This is a genomic window from Nocardia sp. NPDC056064 (genome assembly GCF_042266925.1).
In the GTDB taxonomy this organism is placed as follows: domain Bacteria; phylum Actinomycetota; class Actinomycetes; order Mycobacteriales; family Mycobacteriaceae; genus Nocardia.
Window position 1 is genome coordinate 977,382 of the sequence record NZ_JBHJWO010000001.1, and the last position, 16,153, is coordinate 993,534.

The window sequence follows — 16,153 nt, forward strand, 5'->3', positions numbered from 1 at the left end:
CGTCAGCCCACGGCCGCGGCCGTGTCCGGGCGGACGGTCAGGATCTCGTCGACGGGCCTGCGCGCGGTCGGCGGGCCGGGCACGTCACCGGCCGGGGCGGCACCGACCCGGATCAGCACCTGCGGCACCCCGTGGCCGTCGACCATCGTCTCCAGTGCGGTACGCGCGCCGGGCAGTTCGGTGATGTGGGTGAGGGCGCAGGTGGCCGCGCCTGCACGGGTGAACTCCAGCAGCACCGCCGACAGCGCCTCGCCGACGTGCAGCCAGTCGGCCGGGCCGTCCCCCGCGGAGCTCAAGACCACCAGCTCGGCCCGATCCTCGAGACCGCCGCGGCGCGCGGACACCGGCGCGGTGGGAAAGGCGCGGGCGATCGGGACCTGCGCGGTCTCGTCCGCGGCGAGCAGCGCGGTGCCGGGAACGCCCTCGGTGTCGGCCGAATGTCCGGTCCACCAGCGCAGTTCGGCCTGATAGCCCATGTCGTAGCGTCGTTTGGCGTCGGCTTCGCGCGAGGATTCGGCCAGCACCGGCCGCGCCTGCCCGGACAGCACGTCCAGCTCGATCCGGTGCGGGCTCGCCAGCATCCGCGCCGCGCGGCACACCTCGCCGAAGCCGGTGGGGGCCAGCAGCGGGAGACGATCGGTGCGCCTGCGCTCGATCGCCGCCGCGCGGGCGCGCACGCCCTCGGGCGGATCGGCCCAGGGCCGGAAGTCCAAGCGGGCCAGCAGGTCGGGTCGGCCGGGGTCGGGGAGCCGGTCGAGGTCGGTGCGCCAGCCGTCGGCGGCCAGCACGGTGCGCAGGTGGTGCAGCACGGCACCGCAGCTGATCACCAGCTGCCGTCCGGTCGGGTCGGCGGCGGTCAGCTGCCGGTGGTCGTCGCGGTAGAGGTAGAGGTGGGTTCCGTCGAATTCCCAGCGCCACGGCTGGGAATTGTGGATCGAGGGCGCGCGGCTGGCTCGCTCCAGCGCCGCCCTGATCGTCGACAGATCCGGTGCCAGGATCGCCCTGGTGGCTTTGCTGTCGGTCATGATCCGAGTCTTCTCCCCCGGCGGGCCCGGTGCGAACGGCACTTGGGCCCCTGATCGCGGGCCGATGGTCACCGGCCCCGTGATCGTCGACACCTTTTTATGCAACTCGTTGCATAGGGCGGCGGGGCGCAATACGGTCGGCAGCATCGCCTTGCCGCGGCCACGCGCCGCTCGACCCTCCCGGAGGTACCCCATGGCCCTGCCGACCTGGCTGTCCAGCCGCCTGGCCCTGCCCGTCGTCGCGTCGCCGATGTTCATCGCCTCGGGTCCCGAGCTCGTCATCGCCCAGTGCCAGGCCGGCATCGTCGGCTCGTTCCCGGCGCTCAACGCGCGCCCGGCCGCCCTGCTCACCGACTGGCTCAGCCGCATCACCGAGGAGAACGCCGCCTACCAGGCGGCCCATCCGGAGGCGATCGTGGCGCCGTTCGCGGTGAACCAGATCGTGCACCGCTCCAACGACCGCCTCGAAGCCGACATGGCGGTCATCGTGGAGCACAAGGTGCCGATCGTGATCACCTCCCTGGGCGCGCGCGAGGAGATCAACGAGGCGGTGCACTCCTACGGCGGCATCGTCCTGCACGACGTGATCAACGACCGCTTCGCGCGCAAGGCGATCGAGAAGGGCGCCGACGGTCTGATCGCGGTCGCCGCGGGCGCGGGCGGGCACGCGGGCACCCAGTCCCCCTTCGCGCTCGTCCAGGAGATCCGCGCCTGGTTCGACGGCCCGCTGCTGCTCTCGGGCGCGATCGCGCACGGCCGCTCGATCCTGGCCGCCCAGGCCGCGGGCGCAGACCTCGCCTACGTCGGCTCGGCCTTCCTGTCGACCACCGAGGCCAATGTCGTCGACGGGTACCGGCAGATGATCGTGGACTCCGCCGCCGCCGACATCGTCTACAGCAACCTGTTCACCGGCGTGCACGGCAACTACCTGCGCGGCAGCATCGTCGCCGCGGGCCTGGACCCCGACAACCTGCCGGAATCCGATCCCTCCCAGATGAATTTCGGTTCCAGCACCGACGCCAAGGCCTGGAAGGATGTCTGGGGCGCCGGCCAGGGCATCGGCGCGATCACCGCGGGCCTCGGCACCGCCGAACTCGTCGCCACCCTGACCGAGCAGTACGACCTGGCCCGCCGCGACCTCGCCGCGGTTCTCGACCAGCCCGCCGCCCTGCCCGTGCGCTGACACCGGCCCCGACGGCACGAGACCGGCCCGAAGCACTCGCTTCGGGCCGGTCTCGGCGTTTCGGCAGGCTCAGCGGGGCGCCATGCGGATGGCGCCGTCGAGGCGGATGGTCTCGCCGTTGAGCATCGGGTTCTCCACGATGTGGCGGGCCAGCGCGGCGAATTCGGTCGGCTGACCCAGCCGCGACGGATGCGGCACCTGCGCGCCGAGCGACTGCAGCGCCTCCTCGGGCAGGGTCTCGAACAGCGGCGTGCGGAACAGGCCGGGCGCGATGGTGACCACCCGGATCTTGAAGCTTGCCAGGTCGCGGGCGATCGGCAGGGTCATGCCGACGATGCCACCCTTGGACGCGGAGTAGGCCGCCTGGCCGATCTGCCCGTCGAAGGCGGCGACGGAGGCGGTGTTGACGATGACGCCGCGCTCCTCGCCCACCGGCTCGGTGGCCGCCATCCGCTCGGCGGCCAGCCGGATCACATTGAACGTGCCGAACAGGTTGACGTTGACGACCTTGGTGAAGTCGGCCAGCGGGAACGCCCCCTTCTTGCCGACCGTCTTGATCGCATTGCCGATCCCGGCGCAGTTCACCGTGATCCGCAGCGGTGCCAGCGCTTCGGCCGCGTCCAGTGCCGCCGACACCGCCGTCTCGTCGGTCACGTCCGCGGGCGCGAAGACCACGCCGTCGCCGAGTTCCTTCGCGATGGCCGCGCCGTTGGACGAGGCGAGGTCGACGATGACGACCTTCGCGCCCTGGGCGTGCAGTTCCCGCACGGTGGCCAGGCCGAGGCCCGACGCACCACCGGTGACCACGGCGGACGCGTTGACGAATTCCATGCTCTATCTCCTCTGAGGGTCTGCTCCGCCGCAATATTGACACACTTCGCCAAAACTGTTTGGCTTTCGGCGTGACCCGGCCCGATCGCCGCCGCCCCGGCCGCCCCTCCGTGCTGAACACCCGCGCGGTGGCCGCCGACGCGCTGCGTCTGTGGACCGCGCGCGGCTTCGCCGCCACGAACTGGAACGACCTGGCCGAGGCGACCGGCATCAGCACCCGGACGCTGTTGCGCCACTTCCCTTCCCGCGCCGAGATCGCCTGGCTCGGCGTGGCCCCCGCGACCGACCGGCTGCGCGAGGTCCTCACCCGCGCCGGCGACGACGACCCCGTGGCCGTCGTCGTCCGTGCCGCGATCGTCGAGTCGGTCTCGCGCGATCCCCAGATCCACGAACTGGCTCCGGACTGGCTGCGCCTGATCTCGGCCGAACCCGCCCTCGCCGCCACCGCCCCCGCGATCTATCAACCCTGGATCGACACGCTCACCGCGTATCTCGCACGCCGCCTGCCCGGCGCCCCCGCCGCCATCTGCCGTGCCCTGGCCACCGCCTATCAGGCGGCCACCTTCGCCGCGCTCACCGAATGGGCAGAATCGGGCGCGTCCGGTGATGCCGCCGACGCGGTCGACCGCATGCTGCGCTGGCTCGATGTCCACACCCCCGGGGCTGACCGGGAGGTCTGACGGCGAGCGTTGCGTGGGCTCGGATCACCGGGATACGCTCGATGTTCAGCCCCCTTGCATTTCGGTGACGATCACTTGGTGAGGTGCAGCCGATGACACCGGACGAATTGATGGAAGAAGCCTGCCGGCTGGCCAGGGAATCCGTCGAGAACGATTGGGGCGGCCCGTTCGGCGCGGTGATCGCGAAAGACGGCGAGATCGTCGCCCGCGGCCAGAATCGCGTGCTGCTCACCGGGGACATCACCGCGCACGCCGAGATAGAGACCATCCGATCGGCGGCGCGCGTGCTCAACGAATGGTCGCCCTCCATCGCCAGAGAACACCAGAACGAGTCGACCCTGGAATTGGTCCCGCGGCCGCCGGGTTCGGCCGACAGCGTCCCCGAACGCGCGCGCATGCTGATGGGAATGGAGATCTACGTCAGTGGCGCGCCCTGTCCCATGTGTATGAGCGCGATCTACTGGGCGCGCCTGGACGCCGTGCATTTCGCCAGCGACCTCGAGGACACCAGCGCTATCGGCTTCGACGACGCCTACCAGTACGAGGACTTCACGAAACCCTTCGCCGAGCGGCGGGTGCGGATCGAGCAGTTCCGCCGGGACCTGGGCGCCGAGGCGTACAAGAGCTGGGCCGAGAAACCGGACAAGCACCCGTACTGAGATGTCCGCCCCGGCGACTGTGGTCATCACCCAGCACCTGCGACCCGACCGGGAGGCCGAGTTCCAGCGCTGGCAGGCACAGGTCAACGACGCCGCCGCGCAGTGTCCGGGCTTCCTCGGCGCCGAGGTGACCCCACCCGGCGACGCGCGATCGGCCTGGTCGGTCGTGTACCGCTTCGACGACCTGGACCACCTGAAACACTGGCTCGGCTCCGACACCCGCGACGAACTCCTGGCCCGTGGCAGCGGGTTGTTCGCACAGCCGTCCACCCAGCACGTGCTGGTCGACGAACCCGACGACGCGGTGGCGACCGTCGTGGTCTCGCATCCGGTCGCGCCCGCCAGGGAAACGGAATTCCTGGCCTGGCAGGACCGGATGACCGAGGCCGAACGCACCTTTCCCGGCTTTCGCGGGTCCGCGCTGCACCGGCCGATTCCGGGCGTGCAGAACGAATGGACCGCCATCTATTCGTTCACCTCCGCCGAGAATCTCCAGCGCTGGCTCGATTCACCGCAACGCCGGGAACTACTGGCCGACGCGCCGGACTTCCGCGATTTCGAGGTCCACCGCATCACCAATCCCTACGGCTCGTGGTTTCCGCCCGGTCCGGCCGCCGAGGACAACGGCCCCGCGGCCTGGAAAACCGCCCTGTCGGTCCTGGTCGGCCTGTATCCGACGGTGGTGATCCTGACGCTGGCCATCGACGAGATGTGGCCGGACGCGCCATTGTGGATCAGTCTGCTGGTCGGCAATATCCTCTCGGTCGCCCTGCTCACCTGGGTGGTGATGCCGATCGTCAACCGCGCGCTGGGATTCTGGATGACCTCCGGCCGCCACGATCCCCGCACCGAAGTGACCGGCCTGATCTGTTCGCTCGGTTTCCTGACCCTCGCTGCCGCGTTCTTCTACGCGGTGACGCGTGTGTTCTGGACGCTGCCGTGATCGCCCGGCCCGTAGGCTGACCAGATGGCACACGACACCGACAAGCCGGTCGATATCAAGCCCCGCTCGCGTGATGTCACCGACGGACTCGAGAAAACGGCCGCCCGCGGCATGTTGCGCGCCGTCGGCATGGGTGACGAGGACTGGGCGAAGCCGCAGATCGGCGTCGCGTCCAGCTGGAACGAGATCACCCCCTGCAATCTGTCGCTGGACCGGCTGGCCAAGGCCGTCAAGGAAGGCGTGCACGCCGCGGGCGGTTATCCGCTGGAATTCGGGACCATCTCGGTGTCCGACGGCATCTCGATGGGCCACGAGGGCATGCACTTCTCGCTGGTCAGCCGCGAGATCATCGCCGACTCGGTGGAAACGGTGATGATGGCCGAGCGCCTGGACGGCTCGGTGCTGCTGGCCGGCTGCGACAAGAGCCTGCCGGGCATGCTGATGGCGGCCGCGCGCCTGGACCTGTCGAGTGTGTTCCTCTACGCCGGGTCGATCATGCCGGGCAATGTCGACGGCCGCGACGTCACCATCATCGACGCGTTCGAGGCCGTCGGCGCCTGTCTCAAGGGGCTGATCAGCCGCGAGGAGGTCGACAAGATCGAGCGCGCGATCTGCCCGGGCGAAGGCGCGTGCGGCGGCATGTACACCGCCAACACCATGGCCTCGGCGGCCGAGGCCCTCGGCATGAGCCTGCCCGGCTCGGCCGCCCCGCCCGCCCCGGACCGGCGCCGCGACGAGTACGCGCGCAAGTCCGGTGAGGCGGTCGTCGGGCTGCTGCGCCGCGGCATCACCGCGCGCGACATCATGACCATGGAGGCGTTCGAGAACGCCATCACCATCGTCATGGCGCTCGGCGGGTCCACCAACGCGGTGCTGCATCTGCTGGCCATCGCCCGCGAAGCCGGGGTGGACCTGACCCTCGCCGACTTCAACCGGGTCGGTGAACGCGTGCCGCACCTGGGTGATCTCAAGCCGTTCGGGCGCTTCGTCATGAACGATGTCGACAAGGTCGGCGGAATCCCCGTGGTGCTCAAGGCACTGCTGGACGCGGGGCTGCTGCACGGTGACGTCATGACGGTCACCGGCCGGACCATGGCCGAGAACCTGGCAGGCATCGAGCTGGGCCTCGACGGTGAGGTCATCCGGCCGCTCGACCACCCGATCCACCGCACCGGCGGCCTCACCATCCTGCACGGCTCGCTGGCCCCCGAGGGCGCCGTGGTGAAGAGCGCGGGCTTCGACTCCGACGTCTTCCGGGGCACCGCCCGCGTGTTCGACGGCGAACGTGCCGCGATGGACGCGCTCGAGGACGGCACGATCGTCGCGGGCGATGTGGTGGTCATCCGCTACGAGGGCCCCAAGGGCGGACCCGGCATGCGCGAGATGCTCGCCATCACCGGTGCGATCAAGGGCGCGGGCCTGGGCAAGGACGTCCTGTTGCTCACCGACGGCCGCTTCTCCGGGGGCACCACCGGCCTGTGCGTGGGACACGTGGCGCCCGAGGCCGTCGACGGCGGGCCCATCGCCTTCGTCCGCGACGGCGACCCGATCGTCCTCGATGTGGCGGGCCGTCGTCTCGACGTCGAGGTCGACGAGCGCGAACTCGCCGCCCGCGCGGTGGGTTTCGAGCCGCTCCCGCCGAAGTACACCTCGGGAGTGCTGGCCAAGTACCGCAAGCTCGTCAGCTCGGCCGCGCACGGAGCCGTCACGGCCTGACCGGCGCCTAGGAGGCGATCAGGGTGCGGATCGGCAGGGTCCGCACCCAGCGGCTCGCCAGCTCGCGCGGCTTGATCTCGGTGGAGGCGTCGTGGCGGGCGTGCTCGCCCACCTGCACCGCACCGCGGGCCGCGAGCTTCTCGGCCGCGAGCTCGCCACCGCGGTTGAAGGTGTCGCCGTAGACCGAATCGCCGAGGCCGAAGACCGCGAAGCGCAGGCCGGTGAGATCCGGCCGCACGATCTCGACGCGGTCGAAGAATGCCTCACCGGCCGTGGGCAGTTCGCCGTCGCCGTAGGTCGAGCAGACGACGATCAAGAACTCCACGCCGTCCAGATCGCGCGGGTCGAAGTCGGCCATGTCGTACACCGACACCGCGCCGTCGAAGGCGACCTGATCGGCGAGGTGCTCGGCCACGGCCTCGGAGGTACCGAGTTCGGACCCGAACAGAATCACGAGGGACAAGGAGATTCCTTTCACGCGACGGATAAGCCTAGGCTTACCTTAGCGCGCCCTCGGCCGCAAGGGATTCCCTACGGCGTCTGCCGCTGGAACTCGAACGATCCCGGCTTGTGCGGCGCGTCGGTGGTGATCGTGCCCGTGATGTGTCCCGCCCCCGGATCGAATTCGATCTGGGTGCCGCCGGTTCCGTAGATCCGGTGCCGCACGGTGCCGCCGGCACCGGTGTCGAGATTGCGCCAGTGCACCGCGGCCTCGACCGAACAGGGCCCGAGCCCGTGCAGTGCGCTGACCAGGCCGAAGTACGGGGTCTCCGTCCCGAAGACGGTCTCGAAGTGGATGTGCCCCACGCACACCCCCGCACTGGTCAGCGTGATCGCGTCCCCGAGCAGTCCGGATTCGGCCGCGGCGACCGGCGCCACCGCCAGTCCCGACCCCGCGAGCACCGCCGTGACGACCACCGATCGAAGCTTCTTCCCGCCGAGCGACATGAGCGTTCCTTCCCTCTGGATGGCTGAACCCGGTCCAGACAGTCGTACCACCCGTATCCCCCACGTACACCCACCTCACGCGAGTCGCGCGAATACCCCTGCCCTGCTGTCGATTTCGGATGACGGGCCTACGATCGTCGGGCAACCGACGACGAGGAGCGCGATGACCACCTACACCGACGACTGGCCGGAACTGTTCGGGATGACGCTGGACGACTGGCTGTGCACCGGAACCGTGCACGACATTCCCCCTGCGCTGAGCTGGGATCGGGTGCGCAGTCAGGTGGTCGACGCGGTGAACGCGCACCTGGCCGATCGCTGGGGCGCCGTGCTCGACACCACCGGCACGATCACCAGCAGTTCACGGGAGCTCTTCGAGCCGGGGGTGCTGAAGAAGATCGCCGGCGAGGTCCGTGTCGCCACGATCGACAGCCCCGACTGGATGGCGCGGCCCGCGCTGCGTCAGGACGCGCGCCGGTAGGACCCGGCGACCACCAGCAGCACCACGCCGCAGACGGCGACGATCACCCAGCCGGGCACCGCGGCGGCCGCGAACCGGCCGGGGTCGACATCGGCGACCAGGCTGCCCGCCAGCGCGACCCCCAGGGCGATGCCGAGCTGGCGGGCGGTGGAGGCCGTCCCCCCGGCGACTCCGGCCCGTTCCGGGGGAAGTCCGCCGACGGCGGTGTCGGTGATGGGCGCGTTGGCGAAACCCACCCCGGCTCCGATCAGCAGGTAGGCGACCAGTAGCAGCGGCAGGTTCATCCCGGCGCCGAGCCCGAGCAGCAGCATTCCGCCCAGTCCGAGGCAGCCGCCCGCCAGCAGCAGCGGCAGCCGGGGGCCGAGCCGTCCGACCAGATATCCCGACAGCGGCGCGCAGACCGTGGCGGCGACCGCCATCGGCAGGGTGGCGGCACCGGCCGCGGCGGGACTCCAGCCCTGTGCGCCCTGCAGGAACAGGGTGGTCAGCAGCAGGGTCATGCTGAAGGCGACGAAGACCGCGACCGCGCCCACGATGGCCCCGGCGAAGCGCGGGACCAGGAACAGGCCCGGTTCGATCAGCGGCGCCCGGCTGCGCGACTCCACCCGCACGAACGTGACCGTCAGCGCGATCAGCAGCGCGTACCCGGCGATCGCCACCGGCGCGGTCCACCCGAGACGCGGGCCCTCGATCAGCAGCGCCACCGCGATCCAGAGCAATGCGACCAGCAGCACCTGCCCGGGCAGGTCGACCGGCCGCGCCCGTCGCGCCCGCGATTCGGGCACCACCGCGCGCACCAGCAGCAGCGCCACCACGACCACCGGGACGTTGATCCAGAACACCGCCCGCCAATCGAGCACCGCGATCAGCGCACCGCCGGTGACCGGGCCCACCGCCATGCTCAGCCCGAACATCGCTCCCCACACACCGATCGCCCTGGCCCGCTCCCGGGGATCGGGCATCGCGTTCACCACGATCGCCAGCGCCACCGGCGTGAGCATCGACGCGCCGATGCCCTGGACCACCCGGGCGGCGACCAGGAATCCCAGCGACGGCGCCAGCGCGCACGCGAGCGAGGCGGTCGCGAACACGACCAGCCCGATCCGGAAGACCCGCCGCCTGCCGAAGCGGTCCGCCAGGGCACCCGCGGTGATCAGCAGGCTCGCGAAGGTCACGGTGTAGGCGTCGACCACCCACGCCAGCCGGTCGGGCTCCACGCCGAGACCGTGGCCGATCTCGGCCAGGCCCACCGTCACGATCGTCGTGTCCAGCCCCACCAGGAACAGGGCCAGCGCGCAGGTCGCCAGCACCGTCCACCGTCTGCGCGCGCTCGGCGCGGGCCTCCCCGCCGTCATCGTCTCCGTCACCGGACCACCTCTCCACCACGTCCGGCCGCTCGCCGGGTCGCGTCGATGGTGCCGAGTGGACAACCGGCAGTCCCAGCAGTTTTGCGGAATCTGCAAACATGGCGTCATGGATGCGGAGACGGCGCAGATCGTGGCGGCCATCGGCCCTCGGCTGCGGGCACTGCGCCGCGAACGGGGACTCGCCCTGGCGACCGTCGCCGCGCGGACCGGCCTGTCGGTGAGCGCGCTGTCCCGGCTGGAGACCGGCCACCGCCAGCCCACTCTCGACCTGCTGCTCCCGCTGGCCAAGCTCTACCGGGTGGCGCTGGATCAGCTCGTGGCCGCACCCGACACCGGCGATCCACGCATGCACCTGCGCCCGCACCACCACGCCAGCGGCGGGGTCGTGGTGCCGCTGACCGGCTACCCGGGACGTGTCCAGGTCTTCAAACACGTACTCGGCCCCCGCGAACCGCGCCTGGTGTCCCACGCGGGCCATGCCTGGTTGTTCGTGCTCGCGGGCACGCTGCGGCTGCTGCTCGGCGACGACGAACACCTGCTCGGCCCGGGCGAGACCGCCGAGTTCGATCCCCTGATCCCGCACTGGTTCGGACCCGAGGGCGACGCCGTCGAGATCCTGCACCTGTTCGGTCCGCACGGCCACAAGCCCGTCGCGCGGGTCGTCCGGCCGCCGGACCGACCGCTGCCGTGATCCCGGGCGGCTGGGCCGGAGGTCTTTCCCGGTGGGACCGATCCGGATCGGGCGTCGTCTCGAACATGTGACAGGTCAGCAAATCCGCGGCACCCGCACCGAATCCCGAGGACGCCATGGTCACCGACATGCCCGCTCGCCCCGGCTCGATTCCAGCGACCACCCCCGCAGCCGAAACACCGCCCGGGACAGCGGAACCGGTGCCCGCGTGGGCGCCACCGGCGCTGCTGCTGGCGCTGCTCATGCTCGCCGCCGACCTCGTCGCGCTGATTCCGCTGGGACAGTGGATGGCCGAGTACGGGATCGTGCCGGTGTGCACGGCCTATCTGCTGCACGTGCTGGCCGCCACCGCGCTCGCGGTGTGGGCGGTCATCCGCGTCCCGGCCCTGCACCTCGACAGCTAGGCGGCCTCAGGCGGCGTCGAGGACCTCGTCGACCGGGCGTCGCGGCGTCGACTCGAGCGGCGCCGCCGCGTAGGGCATGGCGCCCACCCGGATCATGACGTGGGGGTAGGCGCAGCGCTGCAGCACGGTGGAGCGGATCTCGTCGCGCAGGTCCAGCATGCCCAGCGGCTCGGACTGCAGGCTGGTCGCCAGCCCACGGGCGGTCGCCTCGAGCAGCATGGCGCTGGTCGCCTCGCCGGCGCGCAACTGCGCGAGCCGGTGGTCGCTGGGCGTGCAGACCACGAGCCAGCGCGCCGAATCGGGCGCGTCGGTGAATTCGCGCAGTTCGGTGCCGGCGAAGGTGCGCACCGGCATGTCGTCGGACGGCCGGGCGGCGGGCGCGTTGCGGGCGGGCACCCCGATGGAGGCGCCGTGGCAGCCGCTCCACTGGGCGAGCTCGGCCAGGTACTCCGGGTCGGCCGCGTGCCGCACGGCGGCACGGCGCATGGGCGCGGCCAGGTCGGGCAGCAGCCGGTCCGGGACGTGGCGGGCCGCCGACCCGTACCGGCTGGCGCAGCGCGAGACCGCACGCAGGTCGGCGGGGGCGACCGGCGGCCCGGGGAATCGGCGCCGGTCGGATCGGCGCTCGAGGATGGCCGCGGCCCGCCGGATGTCGGCGGGTGTCGGGGCCTGGGGTGTGAGGCGGACGGTGGCCAGATGGTCGGGCCTATCGGGATCGGGCAGGCGTTGGATCTCGGCGCGCCAGCCGAGCATGGCGAAGGCGACATCGAGATGATGCAGCGCCGCGCCACAGCTGACCATGAGCGCGCGATTCAGCGGGTCGGTGGCCGCCAGCCGCGCCCCGAAGTCCGCGAACAGGTCCACCCGGTCCGTGCCCACCCGCCAGCGCCAGGGCTGGGTGTTGTGCACCGACGGCGCACGCACGGCGAGTTCGATCGCGTCCCGGCACGCGTCGTATCCAGGCCCCGAACGACTCATTCTCCGCACTCCTTCCGACTCCCCTACGCGGCCGCATCGTCAGGCCGTCACCATGAACGACCTTACTGAATGCTTCCGGAGAGCCCGGACCGGAATACACAGACAATTCTCAACTTCGCCGTGCCGAATTCGCGGTAGCACCGGTAGAACACCGGATCGGCACCGCGAAAGGACTATTTCCTGTGAGCACACTCACCGAATTCCGTCCACCGAAACAGCACCGGCGCCGAACACCGGCACCGCCCCGGCCAGGGCGAACAGCATCAGCACGTATTCCCGGACACCATTGCTCGTCCGGTATGGGCTGTGCCACTCCGGAAAATTCAGCGCCGGATATCGCGGAATTCCGGATCGGTTACGCGGGTGGCCGGTAGGTGACTTCCCTGGCGACGGCTTCGTCGACCTGTTCCGGTGTCAGCAAGCCGATCGTGTGTGAGACGGCGGCGCCCGCGGCCGCGGTGCGGATGGCGAGCGCGGCGGCGGCGACATCGTCGGGGACGTCACCGATGACGAACAGGTCGTCCTCGCCGAAGGCGAAGTAACAGGCCTCCACTTCGCCGCCGACGCTCTCTACCATCTCGGTGATCGCGGCACGGCGTGCACTGCCGCCCTGCGCGAGGAGCCCTTCGGCCCCGTCCTGGAGATAGCTGACGCGCCACAGGTACTTCGGCATGACGAACCTCCTCGGCTGAGTCGATCGGGGCCAGGCCGAGCCTAGGCCCGCAGGGCGCCGGGAAACGGGGCCGTCGCCGCTTCGATGCGCCTCCGCAACTGCGGTGATACCCGCCCGCCGGAAATTCCTCGCCCCCGCCGATGAATTCCGCGATGACGCCCCGTCCTAACCGATAACCGCGCCACCCACCCGGCGCACCGATCCGAAGGACACGACATGACCACCGCCACCGCCACCGCCTCCGCCCTCACCGACACCACCACCTACCGCCCCGGGAAGATCCGCAACCGCGTCCTGTGGACCCTGCAGATCGTGCTCGGCCTGTTCTTCGTGATCGCCTCGGGCGGCCCGAAGCTCGTCATCCCGCGCACCCTGATGGAGAACCCGCCCGAGAATCTCACCATCCCGCTCGGGCTGCTGGTCTTCATCGGCGTCGTGGAGGTCGCCGGCGGCATCGGCCTGATGGTGCCGCGCCTGAGCGCCCTGGCCGCCGCCGGGCTGTCGGTGCTCACCGTGCTGGCCGCCGCCACCCAGGCGTTCATCGCGGGCCATCCCGAGATGGCGATCTTCCCGCTGGTGCTCGCCGCGATCTTCGCCTGGATCGCCTACGAGCGCCGCGGCACCCTCCCCGCGCGCACGCGGTGACCACCCGACCCGCGCGCTGACGATCACCGGACCCCACGTCCGGTGATCGTCGCGCGTTCGCGTGTCCTGTGCTCTGATGGAAGGAAGACCCGCAGCCCAGTGCCCGGGAGGTGCCCGTTTTGGCCGACGACCTGCGTGAACCCGGCGACCGGACCTTCCGGCAGGCGGTGATCTACGGCCTGTCGGTGATCGCGGTGGCCGCGGTGGTCTGCGTACTCGCCACCGTGTGGGCGGCGAACCGGGACGCCTGCGCGGCCGCGGAGTCGCGCCTGTGCGACGACGCGGCCAAGACGGCCGTGCTCTTCGGCCCCGCCCTCGTCCTGCTGGCCGGTGGTCTGGGCGCACTCGTGCAGACCTTCCTGCGGTTCCGCGCGGACCGGAGCTGGCGGCCGTGGCAGGGCGCGGGCTGGTTCCTGCTCGTCTCGATGACGGCCTACCTGGCCATCGGCGCGGGCACGCTCCCGAACTGAGCCCGGCCGGGCGCGGGCAGGCACACGGTGACCCGGAGTCCGCCCGCCGCGCGCGGTGTGAGCGTCAGCGTCCCGGAGTGCGCGCGGGTGATGCTGTCGACGATGGCCAGGCCGAGACCGACGCCGGTGTGGTGGGCACGGGCACGATCGGAGCCCCGCTGGAACGGTTCCACCAGGATCGCGACGAGCTCCGGGCGCAGCGGTGGCCCGGTGTTCTCGACCGTGAGCGCGACACCGCCGGGGTAGGTGCCGGTGGCGACCCACACCGTGCCCCGCTCGGGCACATTGTGGACGATGGCGTTGTGCACGAGATTGGTCGTCAGCTGTAGCAGCAGGGCGTGTGAACCGAGGGTGAGGGCGCGCTCGCCGGTGGTATCGAGTGTGACGCCGTGCCCTTCGGCGAGCGGGAGCAGCGTTTCGGCGGCTTCCTCGGCGACGAGCGACAGGTCGACGAGTTCGGTGGCGGACTGCCCGCCCGCCCGGCTGAGCAGCAGCAGCGCTTCGGTCAGGTCGATGGCTCTGGCATTGACCGCCGACAGCCGTTCGACGAGTTCGGCGCTGTCGTGGCCGGGATCCGCGGCGGCCACTTCCAGCAGCGTTCTCGTGATCGCCAGCGGGGTGCGCAGTTCGTGGGAGGCGTTGGCGGCGAAGCGCTGTGCCTCGCCGACGTGTGCTTCGAGCCGGGCCAGCATGGTGTCGAAGGTGTCGGCGAGATCGCGCAGTTCGTCGCGGCGGCCCGGCAGCCGGATCCGGTGCGCCAGTGAGCCGTTCGCGGCCGCCCCGACCGCGGCGGTGATGCGTGCCAGCGGCGCGAGCATCCAGCCGGCGAGCAGCCAGCCACCCAGCAGCCCGAACACCAGCAGGCACAGCAGCGCCACCGCCATGAACGGCGCGAAGGAGCGCAGCAGCAGCGAACGGTCGATCAGGAATTCCCCGGTCGGGGCATAGATCCAGCCGTTGGGCAGGAAGTACAGGTAGAACACGAGCACGGCCGCCAGCACCAGGGCGCCCGCGACCATGATGAATCCCGCGTAGCTCAGGGTGAGCTTGAGCCGCACGCTCAGACCCGGGGCCCTAGCCATGCCCCGCGTCCGCACTGATGTGGTAGCCGACTCCGGCGACGGTGGCGATGATCCACGGCTCGCCCAGGCGTTTACGCAAGGCCGAGACGGTGATCCGCACGGCGTTGGTGAACGGGTCGGCGTTCTCGTCCCAGGCCCGTTCCAGCAGTTCCTCGGCGCTCACCACGCCGCCTTCGGCCGCGACCAGCACCTCGAGCACCGCGAACTGCTTGCGGGTCAACGCGATGTAGCGGCCGTCGCGATAGACCTCGCGCCGGAACGGGTCCACCCGCAGACCCGCGATCTCCCGCACCGGTGGCCGGTGGTGGGCGCGGCGGCGGTCGAGTGCGCGCAATCGCAGCACCAGCTCGCGCAGCGCGAACGGTTTGGTCAGGTAGTCGTCGGCGCCGAGCTCGAAACCGCTGGCCTTGTCGTCGAGCCGGTCGGCGGCGGTGAGCATGAGGATGGGCGTCCCACGACCGGAGGCGACGATCCGCGCGGCGACCTCGTCGCCGGTCGGGCCGGGGATGTCGCGGTCGAGCACGGCGATGTCATAGCTGTTGACGGCGAGCAGCTCCAGCGCGGTGTTCCCGTCACCGGCGATATCGGCGGCGATCGCCTCCAGGCGCAGACCGTCCCGGATGGCCTCGGCCAGGTAGGGCTCGTCCTCGACGATGAGCACACGCATACCCCGATGCTAGGCACCGGTACATATGGTCCGCGTATCGAAAACCGCATACGGCCCGGCAACACTCGCCGTTCTTGACTCGGGGCATGAGAACTCACCGACCAGCACAGACCGGCCGCCGGGCCCGCTGGATCATCGGCACCGCGGTCGTGGCGTCCGTCGCGGCGACGGCCGTGATCGTCGCGGACCGGCTGCCGGATTCCCTCGCCCTCGAGAAGACACCGTTCGTCGATCTCCATCTGGACGCACCCCACGACACCCCCGGCGCCACGGTCTTCACCGACGACATCCCGACCGTCACCAACCTCGACCCGACTCTGCTCGCCGCGCTGCGGCAGGCGGCCACCGATGCCCGTGCCGACGGCGTCGAGGTCGTCGTCACCAGCGGCTGGCGCACCGCCGCGGACCAGCGCCGGCTCCTGCGGGAGGCGGTCGCGAAGTACGGCTCCGAGACCGAGGCGGCCCGGTGGGTCGCCACCCCCGACCGCTCGGCGCACGTCTCCGGCGACGCGGTCGACCTCGGCCCCACCGCCGCCACGACGTGGCTCTCGCGCCACGGCGCCGCCTACGGCCTGTGCCAGACCTACGCCAACGAACCCTGGTACTACGAACTGCGCCCGTCGGCCGTCGACCAGGGCTGCCCCGACCCGTACGCCGACCCCACCGAAGACCCGAGGATGCAGTGGTGATCGAGACGGAAACCCCGGTCG

20 protein-coding genes are annotated in these 16,153 nt (G+C 70.9%); 11 read left to right on the forward strand and 9 right to left on the reverse strand.

Annotated features, from left to right (window positions below; genetic code table 11):
• Nucleotides 1-2: 2 nt before the first annotated feature.
• Nucleotides 3-1,025 carry an Acg family FMN-binding oxidoreductase gene (locus tag ACFC06_RS04470; RefSeq protein WP_375927794.1) on the reverse strand — a complete coding sequence of 341 codons (1,023 nt, stop codon included), beginning with the start codon at nt 1,023-1,025 and terminating at the stop codon, nt 3-5.
• Between the two features lie 193 nt (nt 1,026-1,218).
• Between ACFC06_RS04470 and ACFC06_RS04475 the strand changes: the two genes are divergently transcribed.
• Nucleotides 1,219-2,208: an NAD(P)H-dependent flavin oxidoreductase gene (locus tag ACFC06_RS04475; protein WP_375927796.1), complete on the forward strand. Its 990-nt coding sequence runs from the start codon at nt 1,219-1,221 to the stop codon at nt 2,206-2,208.
• 69 nt (nt 2,209-2,277) lie between these two features.
• Here ACFC06_RS04475 and ACFC06_RS04480 read toward each other — a convergent pair whose 3' ends face one another.
• Entirely contained in the window at nt 2,278-3,039 is a 762-nt protein-coding gene (locus tag ACFC06_RS04480) for a 3-hydroxyacyl-CoA dehydrogenase (protein ID WP_375927798.1), read from the reverse strand.
• 71 nt (nt 3,040-3,110) lie between these two features.
• On the opposite strand from ACFC06_RS04480, the gene ACFC06_RS04485 reads away from it, so the two are divergent.
• From ACFC06_RS04485 to ilvD, 4 genes are all read left to right on the forward strand, one after another.
• Nucleotides 3,111-3,719 (forward strand): TetR/AcrR family transcriptional regulator, encoded by a 609-nt coding sequence (locus ACFC06_RS04485; protein ID WP_375927800.1) that lies wholly within the window; start codon nt 3,111-3,113, stop codon nt 3,717-3,719.
• 92 nt (nt 3,720-3,811) lie between these two features.
• The gene (locus ACFC06_RS04490; protein ID WP_375927802.1) at nt 3,812-4,378 is read left to right on the forward strand and encodes a nucleoside deaminase; all 567 of its coding nucleotides are present in this window, start codon (nt 3,812-3,814) and stop codon (nt 4,376-4,378) included.
• A 1-nt stretch (nt 4,379) separates the two neighbouring features.
• Complete coding sequence (locus ACFC06_RS04495; protein ID WP_375927804.1) at nt 4,380-5,321, forward strand: antibiotic biosynthesis monooxygenase; 942 nt, start codon at nt 4,380-4,382, stop codon at nt 5,319-5,321.
• A 24-nt stretch (nt 5,322-5,345) separates the two neighbouring features.
• Nucleotides 5,346-7,037: a dihydroxy-acid dehydratase gene (ilvD, locus tag ACFC06_RS04500; protein ID WP_375927806.1), complete on the forward strand. Its 1,692-nt coding sequence runs from the start codon at nt 5,346-5,348 to the stop codon at nt 7,035-7,037.
• Between the two features lie 7 nt (nt 7,038-7,044).
• On the opposite strand, the gene ACFC06_RS04505 is transcribed toward ilvD, so the two are convergent.
• A complete protein-coding gene (locus ACFC06_RS04505; protein ID WP_278262502.1) occupies nt 7,045-7,500 on the reverse strand; it encodes a flavodoxin domain-containing protein in 456 nt (151 codons plus the stop codon).
• A gap of 68 nt (nt 7,501-7,568) precedes the next feature.
• Nucleotides 7,569-7,985 carry a hypothetical protein gene (locus tag ACFC06_RS04510; protein ID WP_375927808.1) on the reverse strand — a complete coding sequence of 139 codons (417 nt, stop codon included), beginning with the start codon at nt 7,983-7,985 and terminating at the stop codon, nt 7,569-7,571.
• Between the two features lie 163 nt (nt 7,986-8,148).
• Here ACFC06_RS04510 and ACFC06_RS04515 point away from each other — a divergent pair, with 163 nt between their 5' ends.
• Nucleotides 8,149-8,466, forward strand: a complete 318-nt coding sequence (locus tag ACFC06_RS04515; RefSeq protein WP_375927810.1) for a hypothetical protein — start codon at nt 8,149-8,151, stop codon at nt 8,464-8,466.
• Here ACFC06_RS04515 and ACFC06_RS04520 read toward each other — a convergent pair.
• A complete protein-coding gene (locus tag ACFC06_RS04520; RefSeq protein ID WP_375927812.1) occupies nt 8,448-9,833 on the reverse strand; it encodes an MFS transporter in 1,386 nt (461 codons plus the stop codon). The two genes, ACFC06_RS04515 and ACFC06_RS04520, sit on opposite strands and share 19 nt — an antisense overlap.
• Nucleotides 9,834-9,939: 106 nt before the next feature.
• Between ACFC06_RS04520 and ACFC06_RS04525 the strand changes: the two genes are divergently transcribed.
• Nucleotides 9,940-10,524, forward strand: a complete 585-nt coding sequence (locus tag ACFC06_RS04525; RefSeq protein WP_375927814.1) for a helix-turn-helix domain-containing protein — start codon at nt 9,940-9,942, stop codon at nt 10,522-10,524.
• A 128-nt stretch (nt 10,525-10,652) separates the two neighbouring features.
• Nucleotides 10,653-10,928: a hypothetical protein gene (locus tag ACFC06_RS04530; RefSeq protein WP_375927816.1), complete on the forward strand. Its 276-nt coding sequence runs from the start codon at nt 10,653-10,655 to the stop codon at nt 10,926-10,928.
• Between the two features lie 6 nt (nt 10,929-10,934).
• On the opposite strand, the gene ACFC06_RS04535 is transcribed toward ACFC06_RS04530, so the two are convergent.
• On the reverse strand, nt 10,935-11,906 hold the full coding sequence (locus ACFC06_RS04535) for an Acg family FMN-binding oxidoreductase (protein WP_375927818.1): 972 nt from the start codon (nt 11,904-11,906) through the stop codon (nt 10,935-10,937).
• 355 nt (nt 11,907-12,261) lie between these two features.
• A complete protein-coding gene (locus ACFC06_RS04540; RefSeq protein WP_375927820.1) occupies nt 12,262-12,579 on the reverse strand; it encodes a GYD domain-containing protein in 318 nt (105 codons plus the stop codon).
• Between the two features lie 216 nt (nt 12,580-12,795).
• On the opposite strand from ACFC06_RS04540, the gene ACFC06_RS04545 reads away from it, so the two are divergent.
• Entirely contained in the window at nt 12,796-13,224 is a 429-nt protein-coding gene (locus ACFC06_RS04545; RefSeq protein ID WP_375927822.1) for a DoxX family protein, read from the forward strand.
• 119 nt (nt 13,225-13,343) lie between these two features.
• Nucleotides 13,344-13,694: a hypothetical protein gene (locus tag ACFC06_RS04550; RefSeq protein ID WP_375927824.1), complete on the forward strand. Its 351-nt coding sequence runs from the start codon at nt 13,344-13,346 to the stop codon at nt 13,692-13,694.
• Here the strand turns inward: ACFC06_RS04550 and ACFC06_RS04555 are convergent.
• Nucleotides 13,658-14,776, reverse strand: coding sequence for a sensor histidine kinase (locus tag ACFC06_RS04555; protein WP_375927826.1), 1,119 nt, complete (start codon nt 14,774-14,776; stop codon nt 13,658-13,660). The two genes, ACFC06_RS04550 and ACFC06_RS04555, sit on opposite strands and share 37 nt — an antisense overlap.
• Nucleotides 14,769-15,443: a response regulator transcription factor gene (locus ACFC06_RS04560; RefSeq protein ID WP_375927828.1), complete on the reverse strand. Its 675-nt coding sequence runs from the start codon at nt 15,441-15,443 to the stop codon at nt 14,769-14,771. The genes ACFC06_RS04555 and ACFC06_RS04560 overlap by 8 nt, the downstream gene beginning before the upstream one ends.
• Before the next feature lie 86 nt (nt 15,444-15,529).
• Between ACFC06_RS04560 and ACFC06_RS04565 the strand changes: the two genes are divergently transcribed.
• Nucleotides 15,530-16,132 (forward strand): M15 family metallopeptidase, encoded by a 603-nt coding sequence (locus ACFC06_RS04565; RefSeq protein WP_375927830.1) that lies wholly within the window; start codon nt 15,530-15,532, stop codon nt 16,130-16,132.
• Nucleotides 16,133-16,153 lie beyond the last annotated feature (21 nt).